The organism is Acidovorax sp. GW101-11A03 (genome assembly GCF_059424825.1).
On the sequence record NZ_JBWKZU010000046.1, the window covers coordinates 16,187 to 36,974 of the forward strand.

19 protein-coding genes are annotated in these 20,788 nt (G+C 65.0%); 14 read left to right on the forward strand and 5 right to left on the reverse strand.

Annotated elements, in window-relative coordinates; genetic code table 11:
- The first annotated feature begins 299 nt into the window (after positions 1-299).
- From lepA to nagZ, 9 genes are all read left to right on the forward strand, one after another.
- On the forward strand, positions 300-2,108 hold the full coding sequence (gene lepA / locus AC07Z7_RS18010) for a translation elongation factor 4 (protein ID WP_094285491.1): 1,809 nt from the start codon (positions 300-302) through the stop codon (positions 2,106-2,108).
- Positions 2,108-3,082 (forward strand): signal peptidase I, encoded by a 975-nt coding sequence (lepB, locus tag AC07Z7_RS18015; RefSeq protein WP_094285492.1) that lies wholly within the window; start codon positions 2,108-2,110, stop codon positions 3,080-3,082. The genes lepA and lepB overlap by 1 nt, the downstream gene beginning before the upstream one ends.
- Before the next feature lie 39 nt (positions 3,083-3,121).
- Entirely contained in the window at positions 3,122-3,484 is a 363-nt protein-coding gene (locus AC07Z7_RS18020; protein WP_094285493.1) for a DUF4845 domain-containing protein, read from the forward strand.
- On the forward strand, positions 3,485-4,168 hold the full coding sequence (rnc, locus tag AC07Z7_RS18025; RefSeq protein ID WP_252657781.1) for a ribonuclease III: 684 nt from the start codon (positions 3,485-3,487) through the stop codon (positions 4,166-4,168). It begins immediately after the preceding gene.
- Complete coding sequence (gene era, locus AC07Z7_RS18030) at positions 4,165-5,169, forward strand: GTPase Era (RefSeq protein ID WP_094285495.1); 1,005 nt, start codon at positions 4,165-4,167, stop codon at positions 5,167-5,169. The genes rnc and era overlap by 4 nt, the downstream gene beginning before the upstream one ends.
- A gap of 83 nt (positions 5,170-5,252) precedes the next feature.
- Positions 5,253-6,020, forward strand: coding sequence for a DNA repair protein RecO (gene recO, locus AC07Z7_RS18035; RefSeq protein WP_494767129.1), 768 nt, complete (start codon positions 5,253-5,255; stop codon positions 6,018-6,020).
- A complete protein-coding gene (locus AC07Z7_RS18040; RefSeq protein WP_252657784.1) occupies positions 6,017-6,805 on the forward strand; it encodes a pyridoxine 5'-phosphate synthase in 789 nt (262 codons plus the stop codon). The genes recO and AC07Z7_RS18040 overlap by 4 nt, the downstream gene beginning before the upstream one ends.
- A 61-nt stretch (positions 6,806-6,866) precedes the next feature.
- On the forward strand, positions 6,867-7,259 hold the full coding sequence (gene acpS, locus AC07Z7_RS18045; protein WP_440112824.1) for a holo-ACP synthase: 393 nt from the start codon (positions 6,867-6,869) through the stop codon (positions 7,257-7,259).
- 75 nt (positions 7,260-7,334) lie between these two features.
- Positions 7,335-8,426 (forward strand): beta-N-acetylhexosaminidase, encoded by a 1,092-nt coding sequence (nagZ, locus tag AC07Z7_RS18050; protein WP_494767130.1) that lies wholly within the window; start codon positions 7,335-7,337, stop codon positions 8,424-8,426.
- 102 nt (positions 8,427-8,528) lie between these two features.
- Here the strand turns inward: nagZ and pdxA are convergent, their stop codons facing one another.
- Positions 8,529-10,319 carry a 4-hydroxythreonine-4-phosphate dehydrogenase PdxA gene (pdxA, locus tag AC07Z7_RS18055; protein ID WP_494767131.1) on the reverse strand — a complete coding sequence of 597 codons (1,791 nt, stop codon included), beginning with the start codon at positions 10,317-10,319 and terminating at the stop codon, positions 8,529-8,531.
- The gene (locus AC07Z7_RS18060) at positions 10,316-11,518 is read right to left on the reverse strand and encodes a four-carbon acid sugar kinase family protein (protein ID WP_494767132.1); all 1,203 of its coding nucleotides are present in this window, start codon (positions 11,516-11,518) and stop codon (positions 10,316-10,318) included. Before AC07Z7_RS18060 ends, pdxA begins: the two co-directional genes overlap by 4 nt.
- A 113-nt stretch (positions 11,519-11,631) precedes the next feature.
- On the opposite strand from AC07Z7_RS18060, the gene AC07Z7_RS18065 reads away from it, so the two are divergent.
- Entirely contained in the window at positions 11,632-12,537 is a 906-nt protein-coding gene (locus AC07Z7_RS18065) for a LysR family transcriptional regulator (protein ID WP_094285894.1), read from the forward strand.
- Here AC07Z7_RS18065 and AC07Z7_RS18070 read toward each other — a convergent pair.
- From AC07Z7_RS18070 to lysS, 3 genes are all read right to left on the reverse strand, one after another.
- Positions 12,528-13,226 (reverse strand): mechanosensitive ion channel family protein, encoded by a 699-nt coding sequence (locus AC07Z7_RS18070; protein WP_240515545.1) that lies wholly within the window; start codon positions 13,224-13,226, stop codon positions 12,528-12,530. The genes AC07Z7_RS18065 and AC07Z7_RS18070 overlap by 10 nt on opposite strands.
- A 62-nt stretch (positions 13,227-13,288) precedes the next feature.
- Positions 13,289-14,323, reverse strand: coding sequence for a GGDEF domain-containing response regulator (locus AC07Z7_RS18075; RefSeq protein ID WP_094285896.1), 1,035 nt, complete (start codon positions 14,321-14,323; stop codon positions 13,289-13,291).
- A 76-nt stretch (positions 14,324-14,399) separates the two neighbouring features.
- Positions 14,400-15,944: a lysine--tRNA ligase gene (gene lysS / locus AC07Z7_RS18080; protein ID WP_494767133.1), complete on the reverse strand. Its 1,545-nt coding sequence runs from the start codon at positions 15,942-15,944 to the stop codon at positions 14,400-14,402.
- 119 nt (positions 15,945-16,063) lie between these two features.
- Between lysS and AC07Z7_RS18085 the strand changes: the two genes are divergently transcribed.
- From AC07Z7_RS18085 to asnB, 4 genes are read left to right on the forward strand one after another with little or no spacing between them, the layout of a single operon-like run.
- Positions 16,064-17,593: a lipid II flippase MurJ gene (locus AC07Z7_RS18085; RefSeq protein ID WP_494767134.1), complete on the forward strand. Its 1,530-nt coding sequence runs from the start codon at positions 16,064-16,066 to the stop codon at positions 17,591-17,593.
- 13 nt (positions 17,594-17,606) lie between these two features.
- Complete coding sequence (locus AC07Z7_RS18090) at positions 17,607-18,413, forward strand: aldolase/citrate lyase family protein (protein ID WP_494767135.1); 807 nt, start codon at positions 17,607-17,609, stop codon at positions 18,411-18,413.
- Positions 18,410-18,964 carry a sugar transferase gene (locus tag AC07Z7_RS18095; RefSeq protein WP_494767136.1) on the forward strand — a complete coding sequence of 185 codons (555 nt, stop codon included), beginning with the start codon at positions 18,410-18,412 and terminating at the stop codon, positions 18,962-18,964. Before AC07Z7_RS18090 ends, AC07Z7_RS18095 begins: the two co-directional genes overlap by 4 nt.
- Positions 18,965-18,977: 13 nt before the next feature.
- A complete protein-coding gene (asnB, locus tag AC07Z7_RS18100) occupies positions 18,978-20,765 on the forward strand; it encodes an asparagine synthase (glutamine-hydrolyzing) (RefSeq protein ID WP_494767137.1) in 1,788 nt (595 codons plus the stop codon).
- Positions 20,766-20,788: the final 23 nt, after the last annotated feature.

Below are 20,788 nucleotides of genomic sequence, written 5' to 3' on the forward strand. Positions count from 1 at the left end.
TCGGGTTCACGATGCGGGATGGTTCTGTGCAATGCACAGCTGATCCACAGCTCACCCACAAGTTGTCCAGCGTTGTTGTTGTGCCAACTGTGAATAAACTGTGTATAAAATCCCTGTTGCAGACCGGCAACTCCCCCTCAGTGCAGTCGGGCGGGCTTTTCCAAGCGGCCTTTTTGCCTACAATGAAGCTCCAACTATCGCAGTTGCCAATGATTGTTGGTTCAGGGCGCGTCGCCACTCGACGCGCCCTTTTTTCTTGTGGGCGCCGTTTTAATTCAATCACTTGACGCTTTCCGTTGATGAATCACATCAGAAATTTTTCCATCATTGCGCACATCGACCATGGCAAGTCGACGCTGGCCGACCGCTTGATCCAGCGGTGTGGAGGGCTTGCGGAACGCGAGATGGAGGCCCAGGTCCTGGACTCGATGGACATCGAAAAAGAGCGTGGGATAACCATCAAGGCGCAGACCGCCGCGCTGCAATACAAGGCGCGTGATGGACAGGTCTACAACCTCAATCTGATCGACACACCGGGCCATGTGGACTTCTCCTACGAGGTCTCTCGTTCGCTCTCTGCATGTGAGGGCGCACTGCTCGTCGTCGATGCATCGCAGGGCGTGGAAGCACAGACCGTGGCCAACTGCTATACCGCGCTGGACCTGGGCGTCGAAGTGTTGCCGGTGCTGAACAAGATGGACCTGCCGCAGGCCGATCCCGAGACTGCCAAGGCCGAGATCGAGGATGTGATCGGCATCGATGCGACGGATGCGATCCCGTGTTCCGCCAAGACCGGCATGGGCATCGACGAGATCCTTGAACTGATCGTTGCCAAGGTGCCCGCGCCCCGGGGCAATCCCGAGGCGCCGTTGCGCGCGATGATCATCGACAGCTGGTTCGATCCCTACGTGGGCGTGGTGATGTTGGTGCGTGTGGTCGATGGTCGTCTGCTCAAGGGCGAGCGCTTCAAGATGATGGCATCGGGAGCCGCCTACAACGCCGATAACCTTGGTGTCTTCACGCCTGCCAATGAATCTCGCGATGCACTGCACGCAGGGGAGGTGGGCTACATCATCGCGGGCATCAAGGAGCTCAAGGCCGCGAAGGTAGGTGACACCATCACGCTGGAAAAGAAGCTGCCCAACAACATGGGGCCAGCCGAGCAGGCGCTGCCGGGCTTCAAGGAAATCCAGCCGCAAGTGTTCGCGGGGCTCTACCCCACGGAAGCCAGCGAGTACGACCAGTTGCGCGACGCGCTGGAGAAGCTCCAGCTCAACGATGCCTCGCTGCACTTCGAGCCCGAGGTGTCGCAGGCGCTGGGCTTCGGCTTCCGTTGCGGCTTCCTGGGCCTCTTGCACATGGAGATTGTGCAGGAGCGCCTGGAGCGCGAGTTCGACCAGGACCTGATCACCACCGCGCCCAGTGTGGTGTACGAAGTGGTCAAGGGCGACGGCGAAGTCATCATGGTCGAGAACCCCTCGAAGATGCCCGACCAGGGCAAGATCCAGGAGATCCGCGAGCCCATCGTCACGGTCCACCTGTACATGCCGCAGGACTATGTGGGCCCGGTGATGACGCTGGCCAACCAGAAGCGGGGTGTGCAGATCAATATGGCTTACCACGGTCGGCAGGTGATGCTCACCTATGAGCTTCCGCTGGGTGAGATCGTGCTCGACTTCTTCGACAAGCTCAAGTCGGTGTCGCGTGGTTACGCGTCGATGGACTATGAGTTCAAGGAGTACCGCGCATCCGATGTGGTGAAGGTGGACATCCTGCTCAACGGCGAGAAGGTCGATGCCCTGTCCATCATCGTGCACCGCAGCCAGTCGGCCTACCGGGGCCGTGCCGTGGCGGCCAAGATGCGCGAGATCATCAGCCGCCAGATGTTCGACGTGGCCATCCAGGCGGCCATTGGTGCCAACATCATCGCGCGCGAAACCATCAAGGCCCTGCGCAAGAACGTGCTGGCCAAGTGCTATGGCGGTGACATCACCCGCAAGCGCAAGCTGCTCGAAAAGCAGAAGGCGGGCAAGAAGCGGATGAAGCAGATCGGTTCGGTCGAGGTGCCGCAAGAAGCATTTCTGGCCATTTTGCAGGTGGAAGATTGATGCAGTTCATGCAAATTCTCACGTCTTTGGTGCTGGCCGGTTTTGCCGGCTATATCGGTGCCTGGTACTTTGGCGCCATCGAGGGCAACTTTGCATTGCTGCTGTTCCTGGCCACGGTGGTTACCGGGGCCTACTGGCTGGCGGAGCGGTTTTACTTTTTGCCAAGCCGCCGTCGCGCAGCGCAAGCGATAGAAGACGCCGCCGTGGCACGCCGCGCCGAGCTGGACCGCATGGGCATCCAGAAGGTGGATGTGGATGTGCAGGAGGCCAAAGGCCAGATCCTCATGCAGCCTTGGTGGCTGGACTGGACCGCCGGGCTTTTCCCCGTGATCGTGGCGGTGTTCTTCCTGCGCTCCTTTCTGTTTGAGCCATTCAAGATTCCGTCCGGATCCATGATTCCGACCCTGCTGGTGGGCGATCTGATCCTGGTGAACAAATTCACCTATGGACTGCGCCTGCCGGTCATCAACACCAAGATCACGGAGGGCAACAAGCCGGAGCGTGGCGATGTGCTGGTGTTCCGTTATCCGCCACAGCCCAGCATGGACTACATCAAGCGGGTGGTGGGCGTGCCCGGGGACGAAGTGGCCTATATCAACAAGCGCCTCACGATCAATGGCAAGGCTGTCGATACGAAAGCACTCCCCGATTTCTTTGAAGAAGATGCGATGCGCTACTTCAAGCAGTTCGAGGAAACACTGGGTGACAAGCCCCACCGCTTGCTGAACAACCCCGATGTGCCTGCTTTTGTGCAGGGCGCCAGCAATTTTGCTTACCGCGAAAACTGCCGCTACAGTGTCGAAGGCGTCGCCTGCAAGGTCCCCGAGGGCCACTATTTCATGATGGGCGACAACCGCGACAACTCGCTGGACTCCCGCTATTGGGGTTTCGTGCCAGAGGGCAACATCGTGGGCAAGGCCTTTTTTGTCTGGATGAATTTCGGTAATCTCAAGCGCATTGGTTCGTTCCACTGACGCGCAGTTGCCGCACACCACATAGTGAGGGGGTTATTTATGAACAAGAGTCGCACCGCAAGCCGTTCGCGCCAGCGTGGCCTGTCTTTTTTCGGCCTGATCTTTATCGGCCTGATCGCAGTGGCTGTGTTTGCCATCGGGGGGCAGTCAGTGCCGATCTTCCTGGAGTACACGTCCGCGAAGAAGGCCATTGAAAAGGCCAAGGTCGAGAGCACGGTGCCCGGCGTGCGGGCTGCCTTTGACCGCGCTGCAGCCATCGACGACATTCGCTCCATCCAGGGCAAGGATCTGGAAGTCACCAAGCGCGGCGACAAGGTCGTGGTGTCGTTCAAGTACGCCCGTGAGATCCCTCTGGCGGGGCCGGCCTATCTGGTCTACCGCTTTGAAGCGCAGACCAACTAGGTGCAGCCCGGTCTTGTAGCGCTGCAGGCTCGCCTGCAGCATGTCTTTTCTGATCCTTCGCTGCTCCAGCGTGCTACCACGCACCGCAGCTTTTCTGCGGACCACAACGAGCGGCTCGAATTTCTGGGCGACTCCGTCCTGAACCTGGCGGTTGCCAGCCTGCTGTACCAGCGGCTGTCGGCCTTGCCCGAGGGTGATCTGTCCCGGGTGCGCGCCAACCTCGTCAAGCAGGACACCTTGCACCAGCTGGCCCTGCGCCTGAAGGTCTCCGAAGTGCTGCGCCTGGGTGAGGGGGAGGCCAAGTCGGGCGGGCAGCAACGCCCGTCTATCCTGGCCGATGCCCTCGAAGCCCTGATTGGCGCGGTGTATCTCGATGCCGGATATGCCCATGCTGAAGCGCTGGTGCACCGACTGTTCGAAGGGGTGGAGATCAACCCCCAGATGCAGGCCGCGTCCAAGGATGCCAAAACCGCGTTGCAGGAGTGGCTCCAGGGCCGCAAAATGAAGCTGCCGCAGTACCGGGTGGTGGCGACCGTGGGCGCGGCCCACCGCCAGACCTTTGACGTCGAGTGCGATATTCCCGAACTGGGCCTGACCGAACGTGGCATCGGTGGCTCGCGCCGGGCCGGCGAGCAGGCGGCAGCTGCCGCCATGCTGGCCACATTGAAAGCAAAGAATTTATGAATGATGCTACTAAAAATGTAGCTGGTGACGAGGGTGCAGAAAGCGCCCCCGTGCAAAACGATCTGGAGGCCATGCTGGCCGCCGCTGCGGTGCCTGCGGCTGTGCCCGGCCAGCGCTGCGGCGTGATCGCCATTGTGGGCAAGCCCAACGTGGGCAAGTCCACGCTGCTCAACGCCCTGGTGGGGCAGAAGATCAGCATCACCTCGCGCAAGGCGCAGACCACGCGCCACCGCATTACGGGCATCCGCACGCGGGAGCAGACGCAGTTCATCTTTGTGGACACGCCGGGTTTCCAGACCCGCCACGCCACCGCGCTCAACAAGTCGCTCAACAAGACCGTGATGGGCGCGATCGGCGATGTGGACCTGATCCTCTTTGTGGTCGAGGCCGGCAACTTCACACTGGCCGATGCCAAGGTGCTGTCCCTGTTCAAGCCTGGCATCCCCACGCTGCTCGTGGCCAACAAGCTCGACATGGTGCACCGCCGGGCCGAGATCGCGCCCTGGCTCAAGAGCATGCAGGAGCGCCACCCGTTTGCCGAGTTTGTGCCCATGTCGGCCAAGAACAAGGGCGACATCGAACGCCTCTTCGGCATCTGCGAAAAGTACCTGCCCGAGCAGGGCTGGTGGTATGCCGAGGACGAGCTGACCGACCGCAGCGAGAAGTTCTTGGCCTCCGAAACCGTGCGCGAAAAGCTCTTCCGCTTCACGGGCGATGAGCTGCCCTACACCTCGACCGTGGTCATCGACAAGTTCGACGAGGAAAAGAGCAAGCAGCACAAGCGCCTCGTAAAGATCGCTGCCACCATCGTGGTCGAGCGCGACAACCACAAGATGATGGTCATTGGCGACAAGGGCGAGCGCCTCAAGCGCATCGGCACCGAGGCCCGCCAGGAGTTGGAAAAACTCATGGATGCCAAGGTGTTCCTCGAACTCTGGGTCAAGGTGCGCTCTGGCTGGGCCGACGACGAAGCGCGTGTGCGCTCCTTCGGCTACGAATGAGCCCCGCCCGGATGATCTGCTGGTCGCCCGACGCGGTGGCCGGTTTTTTCTGACCCCTCTCGCACCACTTCCCAATCAGCACCGTGGCTGCCGCCAAGCGCATTGCCGATGAGCCCGCCTTCGTGCTGCACAGCTACGACTGGAGCGAGTCCAGCCTGATCCTGGAAGTCTTCTGCCGCCGCCACGGGCGTGTGGCCCTGGTGGCCAAGGGCGCGAAGAAGCCCAGCTCCAACTTCCGCCCCGTGCTGCTGCCGCTGCAGCCGCTGCTGCTCACCTACACCCTGGCGGGCGACGGCACGGCCGACATCCACACCCTCAAGGGCGCCGAGTGGGTGGGCGGCCATGTGATGCCCACGGGTGATGCGCTGCTCTCGGGCCTGTACCTCAACGAACTGCTGCTGCGCCTGCTGGCGCGGGCCGATGCGCACACCGCGCTGTTCGACGCCTACGCCGGTGTGGTGCGCGTGCTGGCCAGTGAGCATGGCGACGCGCTGGAGCCCGTGCTGCGCAGCTTTGAATTGCTGCTGCTGCGCGAGATCGGCCTCCTGCCCAGCCTGGATGTGCAGACCATGACGCTGGAGCCGCTGAAGGCCGACGCCCGCTACACGCTGGTGGCCGAAGGCGGTTTGCGGATGGCCTCTGCCGCCGACCGCGCGGCGCTGCCAGGGCGCCAGTGGATCGCCCTGCAGCGCGCGCTGGACGATGACGCTGCCAGCTACACCGCCACGCTGCGCGCCTGTGCCCCCGTCGCGGCGGAACTCAAGCCCCAGCTGCGCACCGTGCTGCAATACCATTGCGGCAGCCCGATGCTGCGCACCCGCCAGCTCATGATCGATCTGCAGGCCCTATGAACCAGCCATCCAACGCTTCGCACCCGACCACCGCCCTCTCGGTCAACGTCAACAAAGTCGCGCTGCTGCGCAACACGCGCCACCTGGGCATCCCCAGCGTCACCCGTGCGGCCGAGCTGTGCCTGCAGGCGGGTGCCCAGGGCATCACCGTGCACCCCCGGCCCGACGAGCGCCATATCCGCAGCCATGACGTGTTCGAGCTGGCCGCGCTGATGAAGGCCTGGCCGGACCGCGAATACAACATCGAAGGCAATCCGTCGCAGAACCTGATGGACTTCATTCGCCAGGTGCGGCCCCACCAGGCCACCTTTGTGCCCGACAGCGAAGACCAGTTCACCAGCGACCATGGCTGGAGCTTTCCGCAAGACGCCGAGCGCCTCACGCCGCTGATCGCGGAATGCAAGGCCTTGGGTGTGCGCGTGAGCCTCTTCATGGACCCGGTACCCGAGCAGATGGCTGCCGCCCGGGCCGTGGGCGCCGACCGGGTGGAGCTGTACACCGAACCCTACGCCGCCGCCTGGGACACGCCGCAGCATGCGGTGGAACTGAAGCGCTACGCCGCCGCCGCGCAGGCCGCGCTGGATGCAGGCCTGGGCGTGAACGCAGGCCATGACCTCAACCGCGACAACCTGGCCGCCTTTGTGCGCGAGGTGCCCGGCGTGCTCGAAGTCTCGATTGGCCATGCCCTCATTGCCGACGCACTGGAGCTGGGCTACACCGCCACGGTCCAGTCCTATCTGGCGTGCATCCAGGCGGGGTTTGCAGGTTCGGCCAATAACTCCTGATTTGATAGCTGCCAAGGCATGATGGACGGGCGGTAGCAACCATTTTTATTCAAAAATTCTCATGATCTACGGCATTGGCACCGACATCTGCGACGTGCGCCGCATCGCCGCCAGTCTGGAGCGCCACGGCGAACGTTTTGCCCAGAAGGTGCTGGCCGATGGCGAGCTGGCCACCTGGCGCGAGCGGAGTGGCCGCTGGCCCGACCGGGGCCTGCGCTACCTGGCCACGCGCTTTTCGGCCAAGGAAGCGTTCAGCAAGGCCATTGGCCTGGGCATGCGCATGCCCATGACCTGGCGCCATTGCGAGGTGGCCAAGCTGCCCACCGGCCAGCCGGTGATCGTGCTGCACGGTGCGCTCAAGGAATGGTTCGAGGCCCGGGGGCTGAAGGCGCACCTGAGCGTGACCGACGAGACCGACTACGCCGCCAGCTTCTGCGTGGTCGAGAAAATTTAAAGAAAATTGGCCTCTGCCGCGCGACAGCTATGCCTTGATAGCTATATTTTTTATAGTAAATTCTGACGGACCCTGATGACTGAACACGCACCCCTGATCCTTGACGTGGCGGGCACCACACTCACCGACGTGGACCGCCGCCGCCTGGCCCACCCGCTAACCGGCGGCGTGATCCTGTTTGCCCGCAACTGGGAAAACCGCGCACAGCTGCTGCAGCTCACCAGCAGCATCAAGGCCGTGCGCGACGACCTGCTCATCTGCGTGGACCACGAAGGCGGCCGCGTGCAGCGCTTTCGCACCGACGGTTTCACCCACCTGCCGTCCATGCGCGCTTTGGGCGAGATGTGGATGGATGACGGCCCCGGTGCCAAGGCGGTGCCCGGCAGCGGCGCGCTGCGCGCCACCAATGCGGCCACGGCGGCGGGCTACGTGCTGGGGGCCGAACTGCGCGCCTGTGGTGTCGATTTCAGCTTCACGCCCGTGCTCGACCTGGACTGGGGCGAAAGCGGTGTGATTGGCGACCGCTCCTTTCACCGCGACCCGCGTGTGGTGGCGCTGCTGGCCAAGAGCCTCATGCACGGCCTGCTGCAGGCGGGCATGGCCAACTGCGGCAAGCATTTCCCGGGTCATGGTTTCGTGAAGGCCGACTCGCACACCGAAGTGCCGGTGGACAAGCGCAGCTTGAAGGCCATTCTGGCCGACGATGCTGCGCCGTACCCCTGGCTCAGCAGCACGCTCACCAGCGTGATGCCCGCCCACGTTATCTACCCCAAGGTGGACAGCCGCCCTGCAGGTTTCTCGCAGCGCTGGCTGCAAGACATCCTGCGCCGCCAGATGCGTTTTGACGGCGCCATCTTCAGCGACGACCTGAGCATGGAAGGGGCGCGCCGCCTCGATGGCCAGGTGGTCAGCTACACCGACGCCGGGATTGCGGCGCTGCAGGCGGGCTGCGACCTGGTGCTGCTGTGCAACCAGAGCCTGGGCGACGGCCAGGCCGTGGACGAACTCATCGATGGCCTGGAAAAGGCCCGGCAGCAGGGCCGCTGGCAGCCCAGCGTGGACAGCGAATCGCGCCGCCTGGCGCTGCTGCCCGAAACCCTGCCCCAGCCCTGGGACGAGCTGATGTACCAGCCGGCCTACCTGCAGGCGCTGGATCTGCTGCCCTGAGGGGGCTGTTCACGGCTGCGGGCGTTGTGCGTGGATTGCGGCCCGCACCATGTGCGCGCCAGCCGCAAGCCTCGGTTGCTAGTTGTCAGTTTTTCACTGCCGTCAGTGCGCCCCGCTGCACTGCGGCTCCTTCCCCGCAGCGTCCAGCAGGCCCCGGATGCAGCGCAATTGCGCTGCCAGCCCGGGGGCCGGGGCTGGAAACACGCCGTCCAGCGCTGCGGTCCCCACCGTCAGACCGGCGGCGCGGCCTGCGACGGCTGCCTCAATCCGTTCAGCCCGGTCAATAGAGCCCGCGATCACCACCGGCTTGTCCACCGCCGCAACCACGCGGTGGATCAGTGCTGGCACGTCACCTGCAAACCGATAGGCCAGCAGGTCCAGCCCATGTACGCCCTCCAGGGCTGCCATGCGTCTTGCGCTGGCCACGATGTCGTCGATGGAGCCGCCCAGCACGCTGGGGTGGCCGGTCACCGCGCCGGGGAACGGGTAGTAGCGGATGGGCGTGCCCCGCAGCAGGGGCAAGACGGCCTCGGGCCGCGTGCCGCCCATGAGTACATCCACCCCCAGTGCTACAGCAGCCTGTGCTGAGGCGGTTTCACTGGCCTCGTCCAGGCTCACCACCTCCAGGTAGCTCACGGCCCCGGCGGCGCGGATGGCGTCGGCCAGTTGCTGCAGGCCGGGCAGCGGCAGGCCCACGTCCTTGAAGCCGATGTGCTGCACGCCAGCGTCCAGCACATCGGGCAAGAGGTCCATGGCGTTGGCGACGGTGCGGTCCTGGCGGGTCAGCATGAAGATGAAGTCGGGGCGCCGGACGGCGGCCGGAGGGAGGAGAAGCGGCTCCGGCGCGGGGGGCGGTGCGCTGGCCGTGGAGGCCATGGACGCCGCGTACTGCAGCGCCTGCACCAGGCTGCTGGCACTGGCCCGGCCGGTTCCTGCAATGTCGAAGGCCGTGCCGTGGTCCACCGAGGTCCGTATGAAAGGCAGGCCCAGGGTGATGTTCACCCCTTGCTCCACGCCCAGGTACTTCACCGGGATCAGGCCCTGGTCGTGGTACTGCGCCACCACCACATCGAAGTCGCCCTGGCGGGCGCGCATGAACACTGTGTCCCCGGGCCAGGGGCCGGATGCATCAATGCCTTCGGCGCGTGCCGCGGCAATGGCGGGCGCAATCACCTGCTGGTCCTGGTCGCCAAACAGCCCGTTCTCTCCCGCATGGGGGTTGAGCCCGGCCACCGCCACGCGCGGGTGGGTCAGCCCCAAGCCCCGGCAGGCGGCGTGGGCGAGTCGGATCGCGCGCAACTCGTTGTCGGGGGTCACGGCGGCAATGGCTTCGCTCAGCGCCACGTGGATGGAGACCAGCACCACCCGCAGTTCCGGGTTGGCGAGCATCATCGCGAAGTCGCGGGTGCCGGTGCGGGCCGCCAGGATCTCGGTGTGCCCGGGGTGGGTGATGCCTGCGGCGCGCAGCGCGAGCTTGTGGATGGGGGCGGTCACGATGCCACGCACACGCCCTGCCAGCGCCAGGTCGATGGCCCGCTGCACATAGGCGTGGGCGGCGGCTCCCGCGCGCGCATCCACCAGGCCGGGTGCTAGGTCGTGGGGCAGGGGCGCCCCGGTGGGCAGAACGGGGATGGCCCCCTGGGCCAGCGCTTGCGTGAGCCCGCCAAAGTTCTCCCCGATGGGCATGACCGGGCAGGATCCTCCCATGGCATCAACCGCCCGTTGCAATGCACCGGCGTCGCCAATCACCACATAGGGCAGGTCAGGGCGGCGGGTGTCTTGCGCCAGCTTGGCGATGATCTCCGGGCCGATGCCCGCCGGGTCGCCCATGGTGATGGCGAAGGGAAGGCTGTTGTGGTCGGGTAGCGGTGGGGGAAGGGAGGGGTGGGTCATGGGCTTGGAATCTCCGTGGTTGGCAGGGTGTGCAATTGCTCAATGCAGCGGCGCAAGGTGTGTGGCTGGCCAAAGCCTCCGGCCTTGGTGGCAAAAGCCAGTGTTCGTGTGGGCAGCTGCAGCGCGCCGTAGGGCACGCCGGGCGCCACTTCGCCCAGCAGGTCGAGGTGGGTCGCCTGCAACACCTCGATCACGCGCCGGGCCGTGTCGCCACCGGTGGCCACCAGCCCGTCCCACTGCGCTGCGCATTGCCCGGCCAGCCACGCTAGCTGCTGTGCAGGCTGGGCCGAGAACCCGGGGGCGGGCGGCGGGGTGTGTCCGGGCGGCGTGGCGCTGGTCAGGCACACAACAGGGTGTGTGGCCAGGGCCTGGGCCAAGATGTTCTGCAGGGCCTGGAGCGCGGCCATGGCCAGGCCAGGCTCGCCCGTTGGGGGCGGGAGGCGCACCACAGGGATGCCTGCGCGCTGCAGTTCCTCCACCTGCCCGCCGTTGGCGGGGTGCAGGCTGCCCACCACCACCAGGGTGCACCGGGGCCGCCCCAGGTGCGGTGGGCTGGTGTGGCGTGCGGGGTGCGCTGAGCATGGGGGCGCCCCGTGGGCGCGGGCGAGTGCACTGGCCAGCCCTGGCGACCCCACCCAGAGCAGGTCTGGCCGGCGCAGGCCGGTGGTGGCGACGACGGCATCCAGGTCGGCATCGGTGGTGGCGTCGTGGATGCGCAGGCGCTGCGCGGGCACGCCGCGTGGACCCCCCATGCGGGCCATCACCACGCTGGACGTGATGGGTGTGCGCGGGTCGCTGGCAAACACGGTCTGCTCCAGCGGCATGCCGTGCAGCCATTGGCGTCCTTGTAGTGTGGTGCGCCCGGCCGCCGGGAAGGCCGGAGCCACCAGCGCCTGCTGCCGGCCCGCCCCATCCAGGGCACCGCAGGTCTCGGTGCCCAGGTGGCCGCGCAGGGTGGAGTCAATGGTCTTGAGCAGCACGGGCGCGTGTCGCAGTGCTTGTGCGGCGTGACGGAACCGCGCCTGCGCGCGCAGCGGGGACACAAACCGGGTGTCGAGGTCGATGGCCAGCACGTCAGTGCTGTGCGGCTCTGCCAGCGCGTTGGGGTGCAGCAGCACACGTGCAGACCGCCCGCAGGCGGCAAAAGGTGCCGCACCGTCGAGGGCGCTGGTCAGGTCGTCGGCCAGGATGGCGATCATGAAGGTTTCTTGTTGCTCAATGAATTCTGGGTACTATGCTTTCTTGAAGAGAATAAAAAAATCGATTTCGACTCAAGGTTTTATTGAGTAAAAATCAATTGGAGAGCGATGTGATGGATACGATTTCCAGGCTTCCCCACCTCTCGGCCCTGCGTGCGTTTGAAGCCACCGTGCGCCATGGCAGCGTCTCGCGCGCGGCGCGCGAGCTGCATCTGACGGATGGCGCTGTGAGCCGTGCCGTGCGTGACATGGAGGGGGCCCTGGGCTTTGCGCTGTTTCAGCGTGGCAACCGGGCGGTGGTGCCCACTCCTACCGCACGGGTGCTGGCCGATGATGTGGGGGCGGCACTGGGCCGTTTGCATGCCGCCATGGAGCGTGCGCGCCGGGCCGAGGGAGTGGGGAGGCCGCTGGTGCTGTCGTGCGAGCCCACCTTTCTCATCCGCTGGTTGATTCCCCGCCTGGCGCTGCTGCAGGCGGCGGTGGGGCCGGAGCGGGAGCTGCGGTTGGTATCGGCCGGTGGGCCGGTGTTTTTCAGCCGCGATGGCATCGACCTGGCGATTCGCCGCAGCGACTTTCCCTTGGCGCCCGATGTAGTGGCCGAGCCGTTTCTGGACGAGCGCATCGGCCCTGTGTGCCGACCTGATCTGGCGGCGGCCTGCGCGCAGCGGGATGAGGTGTTGCAAGCCGTGCTGCTGCACACGGCCACCCGACCTGGTGCCTGGGAGGGTTGGGCCGGGTTGACCCACACGCGGCTGCAGGCCCAGCGGGATGTGCGGTTTGAGCACTTCTACCAAAGCCTGCAGGCGGCGGTCGCCGGTGCGGGCATCGCCATCGGCCCGGTGGCCCTGGTGGCTGACGACCTGGCCACCGGTGTGTTGTGTGCGCCGCGCGGTTTTGTGGCAGATGGTTCCCGCTACCTGCTCATGGCGCCGACGGGGGAGGGGGATCGGGCAGCCTTTGCCGCAGTTCTGGCCTGGCTGCGTGGGGCCTGCCAGTCGCTTCCGGCTGGTCAGCCCTGAGAGCCGTTTGCGGAACCGGCGCCCGCCGTTGTGGGGGCTGCGGCGGCTGTTGTTGGCGCCGGTGGGGTTGGCGCCTCTGTAGCCTGTTCGGGCGCTGCGGGAGGCTGCGGCACTGCAGCCGGAACAGGTGGCACGCCCTGAAAGCGCCGCACCACCCGCTGGAATACCAGCGAATTCGGGATCTGCAGCCAGGCCACATGCTCGGCCGTGGCGCCATGGTCTTCCAGCGTGGTGTAGAGCAGGTTGATGTCCACCACGCGCCCCTTGGCGCCGGGTTTCTCTGCGGTGTCCAGCACCTCGATGTAGTCGCCGATGCGGAATGGCCGCACCGTGAAGATCAGCAGAGCGCAGAACAGGTTGGACAACACGCTCCAGGCGGCAAAAAACGCCACCGCACCCACCGTGGCAAAACCGGTGAACGCCGTCCAGAGCACGGTGGCGGAGACGCCCATGCGCTCCAGCACCAGCAGCAGCGCACTGGCCACGATGATCCAGCGGATCAGCCCGTTGAGGGGCACGACCAGCTCGTCCGGCACCTGGTAGTGGCTGCTGGCGCGGCGCACGATGCGGCGCAGCACGCGCTGCAGCAGCCAGGCCACAAAGAGGATGAGCAGGATCTGCGTGCCGGGGATGATGACCTCCAGCCAGTCCTGCACCCAGTCGGGCAGGCGGGTTTTCAGCAGCTGCATGCGGGAGGCCACGGTGCGCGCGCTGCGCTCGGTGGCGTCAAACGAGAAGGCGGAAAAGAAACTCAATTGCGCAGTTGCTCCACGGTGTCCATCTGCATTTCAAAACTGAAGAAACGGTTGCGACCCTGGGCCTTGGCCGCGTACAGGGCCTGGTCGGCGCGCATGATCATGCTCTCGGCATTGGTGCTGTCGTCGGGCACGCAGGTGGTGATGCCGCCGGACAGCGTAAGGATGTCGCCCAGGGGCGAATTGGCATGCGCGATGGCACGCACCTTGAGCAGCTGCCCCAGGGCCCGCGCGAAGGTCATGGCCCCCGAGCGGGGCGTGTTGGGCAGGATGAGGGCGAATTCTTCGCCGCCGTACCGCGAGGCCACATCCCGGGGGCGCACACACACTTCGCGCAGCAGGCGGCCTACCTCCTTCAGGCAGGCGTCGCCCTGCACATGGCCGCTGGTGTCGTTGAAGAGCTTGAAATGGTCCAGGTCGCACAGCATCAGCGTGAGCGGCGTGCCATCCCGCCGTGCGGCCAGGATCTCGTTGTGCAGGATGCGGTCGAAGCCCCGGCGGTTGACCAGGCCGGTGAGCGCATCGATCTCCACCATCTCGTTGAGCCGCTGGTTGGCGGCATGTAATTCGGCCGACATCAGCACCAGCCGGCGGCGCATGTCCAGCAGTCGCCGCATGGCGCGCAGCTTAGCCATGAGCACGATGGGCTTGACGGGTTTGACGAGGTAGTCGTCGCCCCCCACCTCAATGCCACGCCACACGTCCAGCTCGTTGTCCAGGCCCGACAGGAAGATGATGGGTGTCCAGTCGCCCGCCTCGCTCTCGCGCATCTGCTGGGCCACCCAGTAGCCGTCCTGGCCGGGCAGCTTGATGTCGAGCAGCACCAGATCCGGCCGGTGGGTCTTGAAGAGGTGCAGCGCCGCCTGCCCCTCGGGCGCCTCGAAAATCTTGGATACGCCTGCGCGCCGCAGCTCGGCCACCAGCGCTGCGCGCACGGAGCCCTGGTCTTCGACCACCAGCACCGAGAACGCATTGCCCGAGGGCAAGGGCTCGGCGGCGGGGTAGGGGGCGTTGCTGGAGCTGAAAGGCACAGGGGTCTCCTTGAGCGCCGTCAAGCGGCGCGGTCTCGGGCTCCCGGAGTGCATGACCCCGGGGCTTCGCTCAGGCTCAGGACTCGCGGCGCAGCGCCGGGAACAGGATCACGTCGCGGATGCTCGGGCTGTCGGTCAGCAGCATCATGAGGCGGTCAATGCCAATGCCGCAACCCCCTGTGGGGGGCATGCCGTACTCCAGCGCGCGCACGAAGTCGTGGTCGTAGAACATGGCTTCGTCGTCGCCGCTGTCCTTGGCGGCCACCTGGGCGTGGAAGCGCGCGGCCTGGTCTTCGGCGTCATTCAGCTCGCTGAAGCCGTTGCCGAACTCGCGGCCGGTGATGTACAGCTCGAATCGCTCGGTCACCTCGGGGCGGTTGTCGTTGGCGCGTGCCAGGGGCGAGATCTCCGTCGGGTGCTCCATGATGAAGGTGGGCAGCCACAGCTTGTCTTCCACGGTTTCCTCGAAGTACAGCACCTGCAGGCTGGCCAGCGAGCGGGCCGAGAGCTTGTCCTTCTCTTCCGTCATGCCCAGCTTCTTCAAGGCGCTGATGAGCCAGGCGGCATCGTCCACATGGGCGCCCGCCTCGGTGTACTGGAAGATCGCTTCGCGGATGGTCAGGCGCGCGAACGGCTGCGACAGGTCCACCGCGCGGCCTTGGTAGGTCAGCTGCAACGATCCGGTGGCCTTGAGCGCAACCTCGCGAATCAGCGTCTCGGTGAAGTCCATCAGGTCCAGGTAGTTCCAGTACGCCGCGTAGAACTCCATCATGGTGAACTCGGGGTTGTGGCGCACCGAGATGCCTTCGTTGCGGTAGCTGCGGTTGATTTCGAACACGCGCTCGAAGCCGCCCACGATCAGGCGCTTGAGGTACAGCTCCGGTGCGATGCGCAGGTACATCTCCTGCTCCAGCGCGTTGTGGTGCGTCACGAACGGCTTGGCATTGGCACCGCCCGGGATGGGGTGCAGCATGGGCGTCTCGACTTCGAGAAAGCCGTGGCTCACCATGAATTCGCGCAGGCCGCTCACGGCCTTGCTGCGGGCCATGAAGCGCTTGCGGGCATGCTCGTCGGTGATCAGGTCCACATAACGCTGGCGGTACTTCTGCTCCTGGTCCGCCATGCCGTGGAATTTGTCGGGCAGGGGGCGCAGGCTCTTGGTCAGCAGGCGCAGGCCGGTCACCTTGATCGACAGCTCGCCCGTCTTGGTCTTCATGAGGGTGCCCTCGGCGCCCACGATGTCGCCCAGGTCCCAGTGCTTGAAGGCGGCGTACAGCTCTTCGCCCACCGCATCGCGTGTGACGTAGAGCTGGATGCGGCCACCCACCTCGCCCAGCGAGCCGTCCTGCACCGTGGCGAAACTGGCCTTGCCCATCACACGCTTGAGCATCATGCGGCCGGCCACGCTGACGGTGACGGGCGTGGCTTCCAGTGCCTCGTTGGCCGTCTCGCCGTGGTCCTGGTGCAGCTGGGCCGCCTTGTGGGCGGGCTTGAAGTTGTTGGGGAAGGCCACGCCACCGCCATTGGCTTGCACTTCGCGCAAGGCGCGGAGCTTTTCGCGGCGCTCGGCGATGAGCTGGTTGTCGTCCTGGGGGGGGAGGGATGTGTTGTTGTCAGACATGGAGAGCCGCCAGCAAATCGAGGCGTTCAGAGGCGTTGTTCGAACCAAAACCCGTGATTTTAGTTTTTTGCACGTGCGGTGTGGGGTTTGTGTCTGCCCGAGCCCGGATAATTTGCCGCATGTTCCTCAAAGCTGGCCTCCTTTCGCTCTTGTTGCTGCTTGCCAGCCGCGTGTTGGGGGTGCTGCGCGAAACGGCGTTGGCTGCGGCTTTTGGCAGCTCTGGCATGGCCGACGTGGCCATCGTCATGCTGACCCTGCCCGACTGGCTCGCTGGCGTGCTCGTCAGTGGGGCCCTGGCCTATGTACTGTTGCCGCAGTGGGCCAAAGAGTCTGCCGCGCAGCAGAACACCACCCAGAACCATGTCGCCCGGCGTTTGTTGTGGGGGAGCCTTGCTTTGGCGGGCCTGATATGTATGGCCCAAGGCCCTGTGGCGGCCTTGCTGCTGCCCGGAGCCTCTGCCGCCTTGCAAGGCGCTGCCAGCAACGCTGTAGTCTGGAGCGCATTGGCCCTGCCTGCCGCCATGCTGGCCGGCCTGTGGGCCACGCGGTTGCAGCATGAGCGTGATTTTGTGGGCTTGTACAGCGCCAATCTGGTGGTGAATGGCGTGCTGATCGCCGCTCTGCTGCTTCTGGGGTCTCGTGGCGCTGGGCCGGGGGCGGGGCAGACGCTGGGCGTTTTCTTGTTGGCGGCTGTTGGTTTGCGCCTGCTCTGGCAAGGTTGGCGCATGCGGCATTTGCGCCAGAGCGCGCTGCCGTTGGCATCCCCGAGCGTGCCGCCGCCGCTGCCCGGTTGGCGTATCTGGATGTGGGCTGCCTTGGGGGCGGGGCTGCCCCTGACGCTGCCTTTTGTGGCCCGCACCTTTGCGTCCGGGGCGGGTGAAGGGGCTTTGGCCACCTTCAACTACGCCTGGAAGCTGGTGGAGTTGCCACTGGTCCTGGCCATCCAGCTCGTGGCTTCGCTCGCCTTCCCTGCGATTGCGCGTGCGCACGCGGCGTCGTCGTCCGATATGTTCCCCACCGGTGCTGACGCCATGACGGCGGCGGTGCGCAATGCGCTGGTGCTGGCTTGGACGCTGGCCTGCGCCGCCGCTGCGGCGCTGCTGGTGGGAGCTCCCATGATCGCATCCCTGCTGTTCGGCTGGGGGCGCATGGAGGTACCCGCTTTGGAGCAGATCGCTGCCTGGGGCCGTGTGGGGGCGTGGGGTTTGCTGCCGCAGGCGCTGCTGGCGGTGGCCTTGACGGTCCTGGCCTCGGTGGGGCGCATGCGTTTCGCCGTGCTGGCCTACGTGCTGGCACTGGCTCTGTTGCTGGCGGTGGGGGCAGCGGGCGGGACGGCCGGTGAGTCACTCATGTGGGGTTTGAATGCCGGGTTTGCGGTTGCCGCCCTGATTGCAGGGGGGGCGCTGGGTGCCCCTGCCTTGCGGCATTGGCTGCCGGTGCGCGCGCTACTGGCGCCATCGCTGGCGCTGGCTGTTGTCGCTTGGTTGGCGCACTGGTGGGGGGGCGCCGGTGCGGCTGCGGCTGTCCTGGTCCGCGATTTAGGGCTAAAACAGGCGCTGCCGCTTGTTGGTATTGCTTTTTCTGCTATCTTTGTAGTAGCGGTTGCTTGGTTCTCCGGCCCCGGTCTGCGCCAGGCCCTGCGGTCATAATCTGCGACACACCATGATCGACCTTCTCCAGATCACCAATGACCCTGCGCTGGCACGCCGCTGTGACGCGTTGCCGGGTATGCGCCTGTTTGTCGATCTGGAAGTCAATGGCAAGGCGGAGCGCCAGGCCGGACGCAACACCTTTATCAGCACCCACCAGTTGGTGGATGTCGGTCGCATCAAGTCCCAATTGCAACGGTCACTGCTGATGGTTCGTGTGAACCCCTTGCATGTCGGCACCCCGGACGAGCTGGATGCTGTATTGGCCCAGGGCGCCGACTGGGTCATGTTGCCCATGTTTCAAACGCCCCAGGAACTGCAAGCTTTCAGCCGCATCGTGGCCGGGCGGGCGCCCATCGTGGCGCTGCTGGAGACTGCGGGTGCGCTGCAGTCCTTGGACGATTGGGTGGGCACCCCGGGGTTGTGCGAGGTGTTCGTGGGGCTCAATGATTTGCATCTCTCGCTGGGCTGCCGATTCATGTTTGAGCCTCTAGCGCAAGGGATTCTCGACCAGATAGCTGCCAAGGTGCGTGCCCGAGGGTTGCGCTTTGGGTTTGGGGGGATTGCCCGGCTGGATGAGGGGCTATTGCCAGGGCGCGACGTCCTCGGTGAGCATTTGCGTCTGGGTTCTTCTTCCGTAATTCTCTCGAGAACTTTCCGTAATTCCGAAGGCGTGGCTGTGTTTGAGGACGAAATTGCAACCTTGCGCGCAGTTGAAGAGCTACTCGAACGCCGTACGCCTGCTCAAGTAGAGCAAGACGCCCTTCGTATTGCTGCCGCTATTGAAGCGATTGCAGCCAGACAGGCGCAGTCCGCATGAAACGGTTGATCGATGTCGTGCTTTCGTTGGTGGCGCTTGCGTTGCTTTGGCCGGTGCTTCTCGTGACTGCCGTAGCCATAGTGCTGGAAGGTGGCCCGCCAGTCCTTCTTCGTCAGACGCGTGTCGGCCTGCGGGGGCGAGCATTCGGTATGTACAAGTTCCGAAGTATGGTGAAGGACGCAGCCTCCATAGGTCCATATTTCACGGCTGTGGGTGACCCGCGCATTACCCGAGTGGGCCGCTTCATCCGCCGCACGAGCATCGACGAGCTGCCACAGATCCTCAACGTCCTTAAGGGTGAGATGAGCCTCGTTGGACCGCGCCCGGACGTTCCGCAGCAGCGCTCGAACTATACGGAAGCCGCCTGGAACGAGCGATGCAGCGTTCGTCCTGGCATTACGGGGCTTTCACAAGCTCTGATGCGATCAGAGGCGACTGAAGAACTGCGCCAGGCGACCGATCTGCGCTACGTCCGCGAGCAGAGCCTGCGGCTTGACCTGCGCATCATGTGGTGGACGATCGGGCGACTTACGGGCCGCGGCGGGAACTGAGGGCTCAGCAAAGATGTGTGGAATTTTCGGTTACTGGGACCGGGCGCGGCGAGCGATCGGCGATGACACGCTAGCGGCGATGTCGGCATATCTCGCCCATCGCGGGCCTGACGACAACGGCTTGTGGCACCGGCCGGAGCGTGGCGTAGGCATCGGCAACACGCGCCTTTCCATCATTGACATTGGGGGCGGACGCCAGCCCTTCGTTAGCCATGACGGCAAGATCGCCGTTGTCCAGAACGGTGAAGTTTTTAACCACATCGAACTCGCGGCGGACCTGCAGCGCGAAGGCGTGGAACTGCGCACACACTCCGACACAGAAGTCATCCTGCGGCTGTATGAGCGCGAAGGCATCGAAGGGCTGCGCAAACTCAATGGCATGTTCGCCATTGCTATCGATGACGCCCGTCAGGATGCCCTCTATCTCGTGCGCGACCGCATCGGTGTCAAACCGCTATATGTGGCCGACGATGGCAGTCGCGTGCTCTTCGGATCGGAGATCAAGGCGTTCTGGCCAGTGAAGGCGCGCGCCTCCTTTCCCATCGACCCCGAGGCGATCCATCACTACCTCACCTTCAACTACATTCCCGCGCCTTGGACAGTCTACGCTGGCGTGAAGCACGTGATGCCCGGCACATGGATGAAGTTCACCCGCTCGGCAGGGGCGCAGGTGCACCGTTGGTGGAGTCTTGCGGAACAGTGCGAGAAGGATCACGAGTTTGGTGATTGGTCCGAGGAGTTCATGTCCATTCTGGAAGACGCGACGCGCATCCGCCTGCGCGCTGACGTGCCTTGGGGCGCCTTCCTTTCTGGTGGCGTTGACTCCAGCACCATCGTTGGCCTCATGGCGCGGCACGTCGAGCGGCCGGTGAAAACCTTCTGTATCGGGTTTGCCGACTCGCGTTATGACGAGTCTGCCTTCGCAGCTGAGGCGGCGCGCCGTTTCGGTTGTGACCATACGAGTGAGATCGCCGAGCTCAACATGCTGGACTACTGGCCGAAGGTGCTGCACCACCTCGACCAGCCGCACGGCGACGCGTCCTTCATGCCCACGCTGCGCGTGAGCGAGCTTGCGGCGAAGCACGTGAAAGTTGTGCTAACTGGCGACGGCGGCGATGAACTCTTTGCCGGCTACGATAAGTACGCGCAGTATTTCGCGAGGCCGGAAGTGGCCTCACTCTCCGGTGAAGCGTTCAAGAGGAGTTACTTCGACTCGATCTCGCTCTTCACGCCAGCGGCGAAGAACGCGCTCTACCGCCCCGCGCTTCGCGAGCGGCTGGGCGGCATTGACAGCTTCGCCGCAGCCGCGACGCCCTGGTTCGACGAGGCGGCCCACTTCGACCGCGTGAACCAGGCGCTGTACCTCGACATGCAGCTGCTCCTCTCGGGCAACAACCTCGTGAAGCCCGACCGCATGGGCATGGCCGTGTCGATCGAGGCGCGTACGCCGTTCCTCGACTGGCGCATGATGGAGTTCGCGTTCCGCTCGCGCGGCGCCACCAAGCTCGACCCCGCCACCGGCGACAAGAAGCATTGGTACAAGAAGGCGGCCGCGCCGCTCATCGGGCAGGATCTCGCCTACCGCGAGAAGCAGATGTTCACCGTGCCCATCGGTGACTGGTTCCGCGGCGAAAGCTACCCGTGGCTCAAGGACGCGCTGCAGGACAGCGAACTGCTGAGCGAATGGTTCGAGCCCGCAGTGGTCGCCTCCATGCTGGAGAGGCACCGGGACGGCAGCGCGAACTTCACGCGCGAGCTGCGCGCCTTGGCCGCGATGGCGCTGTGGGGCCGGGGCGCGTGAGGGTTCTCTGTGTCACCTACGGT

Coding starts and splice junctions, on each gene's coding strand:
- AC07Z7_RS18065 (WP_094285894.1), top strand. CDS start 11,632: ATGGATACGATTTCCAGGCTTCCCCACCTCTCGGCCCTGCGTGCGTTT.
- acpS (WP_440112824.1), top strand. CDS start 6,867: ATGATCTACGGCATTGGCACCGACATCTGCGACGTGCGCCGCATCGCC.
- era (WP_094285495.1), top strand. CDS start 4,165: ATGAATGATGCTACTAAAAATGTAGCTGGTGACGAGGGTGCAGAAAGC.
- lepA (WP_094285491.1), top strand. CDS start 300: ATGAATCACATCAGAAATTTTTCCATCATTGCGCACATCGACCATGGC.
- AC07Z7_RS18095 (WP_494767136.1), top strand. CDS start 18,410: ATGAAACGGTTGATCGATGTCGTGCTTTCGTTGGTGGCGCTTGCGTTG.
- AC07Z7_RS18040 (WP_252657784.1), top strand. CDS start 6,017: ATGAACCAGCCATCCAACGCTTCGCACCCGACCACCGCCCTCTCGGTC.
- AC07Z7_RS18060 (WP_494767132.1), bottom strand. CDS start 11,518: ATGATCGCCATCCTGGCCGACGACCTGACCAGCGCCCTCGACGGTGCG.
- nagZ (WP_494767130.1), top strand. CDS start 7,335: ATGACTGAACACGCACCCCTGATCCTTGACGTGGCGGGCACCACACTC.
- lysS (WP_494767133.1), bottom strand. CDS start 15,944: ATGTCTGACAACAACACATCCCTCCCCCCCCAGGACGACAACCAGCTC.
- AC07Z7_RS18020 (WP_094285493.1), top strand. CDS start 3,122: ATGAACAAGAGTCGCACCGCAAGCCGTTCGCGCCAGCGTGGCCTGTCT.
- AC07Z7_RS18090 (WP_494767135.1), top strand. CDS start 17,607: ATGATCGACCTTCTCCAGATCACCAATGACCCTGCGCTGGCACGCCGC.
- pdxA (WP_494767131.1), bottom strand. CDS start 10,319: ATGACCCACCCCTCCCTTCCCCCACCGCTACCCGACCACAACAGCCTT.
- AC07Z7_RS18070 (WP_240515545.1), bottom strand. CDS start 13,226: ATGCAGCTGCTGAAAACCCGCCTGCCCGACTGGGTGCAGGACTGGCTG.
- asnB (WP_494767137.1), top strand. CDS start 18,978: ATGTGTGGAATTTTCGGTTACTGGGACCGGGCGCGGCGAGCGATCGGC.
- lepB (WP_094285492.1), top strand. CDS start 2,108: ATGCAGTTCATGCAAATTCTCACGTCTTTGGTGCTGGCCGGTTTTGCC.
- AC07Z7_RS18085 (WP_494767134.1), top strand. CDS start 16,064: ATGTTCCTCAAAGCTGGCCTCCTTTCGCTCTTGTTGCTGCTTGCCAGC.